Below are 2,616 nucleotides of genomic sequence, written 5' to 3'. Positions count from 1 at the left end.
CCCTTGTACCCCGCATACCCCGGATTCACGTGCAACCCGTTGAAGATGTACTGGCTGAACTGCGGGAGCTGCTGGCCAAAAGTACCCCCGGTGGCCAATACGGCCACCAGAAGGGTCATTCCTATGATTTTAAAAGTCGTTTTCATGTGCTTGTGTTTTGCTTGTCCAACGGTCACATAGAATCTCGCAGGGTTGTTAATCACCTCTGGGTCTAACATTTTGGTCATGCTCGATTTCATGCTGCCTGCATTTAAAATTTTATAAATACCGGGAGGAGCCCAAGACAGAACTTCCGCCCGGAAAAATTGTACACCTAGTCTTTGATCACCTGGATCCAACCCTTGAATTCATGTTTGCCGCCAGCTTTGTCCACTGTATTTAAGATGTAGAAGTACGTGCCTGCAACCTGACCAGGGGCATCCCAGTCATTTTGGTAATCTTCTGTCTCGAGTACATGATCACCGTATCGATTGAAGATGACGATCTCATTGCTGACAAACTTGCCAAGGCCCTGTATTTCGAAGGTGTCATTGTCTCCGTCACCGTTTGGAGTGATGACATTTGGAATATGGAAAGGCAAGATGGTATTCACATCAGTGGCTTGGTTATCCAATTCATCCGTGTCAGCCTCTTTGGAGCTGACCGTAGCCAAATTGGTAATCGTGCCAGGATCTCCGGCTTTCACCCTGATTCGAATTACTATCTCCGCATCTGATGCAAAGAATGGGATAGTCCACGTGATTCTATTTCCGGAGACATTGGAACTAACTTCGGCATTGCTTGCATTAGCGGTCACCTCGTCACTTATATAGGTCACGTTGATTGGCAAGTCATCTATCAGTACGACTTCGTTTGCGTCAGTGCCACCGATGTTTCGCAGTTTGACTTCATATTCGAACTCGTCCCCTTCATAGATCTCCGCTTCAAACGAGGTCTTCTCTACCGAGAGGTTCACCTCGTCAGCCACAAAGAAGCATCTCAGGCCATAGTCGAAATCGAAGTTTGTTGGGTTTTCCCTTGAAACACTTCCAGTTTGAACAATTGGCGTTGTGACTTCACAGACCAATCCGCTGGTCGCGTCTGTCTCTACCATCCTTCCATCCGGATCTGGAACTACTCTGACCAAACCAGATCCACCCACTTGGAACCCTTGGGCGTCGAAGTTCAAGTCAGGCACCAAGGTCACCACATATTCCCCATAAGGATCAGCTTGGCGCAACTCGTGCTTCCAGAAACCAAACTGATTCACCCTTGCCAAAGCTTCATAACCGTTTGGACCCTTGATAGAAATATTCTGACCTGTTGGGTTTCCAAATCCTGCACGATTCAACTCAGCCTCATTCTCAGGCCCGTCGTATCTGCCATCCCCATTCAGATCAAACCATTCCCAATTCAGGATATTTATTGGCTGGCCAGGCGCGATTACATTTCGGGTTACTTGGCCATCTCCATCGGCATCAAGCCATTCATTTTGGAGGCGGTCTCCATTCAGGTCATACCACACAAAGCCCCGTAAGATCGGATTCCCTCCATTTGGATCAGGGCTAAACTTGGTATATCTAAAGTCCACCGGCTCATACACGCAAGGCTCAACTGTAACTTCTGCAGTATCCCCATCCAAAGGTCTGTACCCTTTGGTTGCTTCAAGATTTTCATCCAGAACGATGATGGTATAGTCACCAACTGCGACATCTCTAAAGAAATATCTTCCCAATTCATTGGTTACAGAGATGAGTGTGTCTCCATCTGTATTTTCACCCGGAAGAAGAACCACAGGTACATTTGGAAGTGGTTCTTGGCTTATAATGCTGTAAAGCAAGCCAGTCACTAAAGTCTGACCCTCACATGTCAGGGTGGTAACAGCGTCATCGTCATCTTTGAGATCTTCACCACCTCCCGGATTCGGAGCTGCTACATAAGCCACATTTACAATTGGTTGAGCTTCCGCAAAATCCGCTGCCGTAACAGTATAGGTCGTTTCAAAACTTTCTGACTCACCCGGTGCGAGGGTTGGAATGACAGTTTCAAATCCTGTAAGAGGATCGGTCACAACGACTTCGTCAAGTGTTACACTTCCTGTGTTTGTCACAGTCAGCGTATAGGTGACGACCTCATCCACTACAATTACAGCATCCTTATCGGCAACTTTTATAATCTCAATCGCTGGAGTACCGATAAAATCAACAACCGCATCGTCGTCATCTTCTACATCTTCTCCGTTTGGATCCGTTCCAGTCGCCGAAGCTACGTTAACAATGCTGTCGTTTTCCAGATCTGCCGGAGTCGCCGTATAGATGGTTTCATACGTCATCGACTGAGCGGGTTCTAGACTCGGAATAGTTTCCACCATTCCTGTCAATGGATCAGTCACAAGTACATTTGACAGCGTCTCGTTTCCGGTATTAGTCACCACGATGGTGTAGGTGATCACGTCGCCAGCTTCGGAGTAGGTTGCCACATCGGCAACTTTGTCCACGGTCAGGCCTGGATCATCCGTACCCGGAACCACATTGGTGTCGGTGCCGTCGGTTTCGCCGCCATCAGGATCGGTGCCGGTTGCCGTTGCAATATTGGTCACCTCGCCGTTGTCGACATCTTCCTGGGTCACGGTGTAAG

At 48.1% G+C, this 2,616-nt stretch carries 2 protein-coding genes; both read right to left on the bottom strand.

The window, feature by feature from the left end:
* The coding region (locus tag G459_RS30045) for a type IX secretion system membrane protein PorP/SprF (RefSeq protein ID WP_245588241.1) at positions 1 to 119 on the bottom strand (119 nt) is incomplete at its 3' end.
* A gap of 194 nt (positions 120 to 313) precedes the next feature.
* Positions 314 to 2,616: DUF7507 domain-containing protein (locus G459_RS29250; RefSeq protein WP_157373444.1), on the bottom strand; the 2,303-nt coding region annotated here is incomplete at its 5' end.

It is taken from the genome of Algoriphagus terrigena DSM 22685 (assembly GCF_000429445.1).
Classification (GTDB): domain Bacteria; phylum Bacteroidota; class Bacteroidia; order Cytophagales; family Cyclobacteriaceae; genus Algoriphagus; species Algoriphagus terrigena.
The sequence above is the reverse complement of the archived record's forward strand: the minus strand, read 5'-3'. Positions and strand labels throughout refer to the sequence as shown.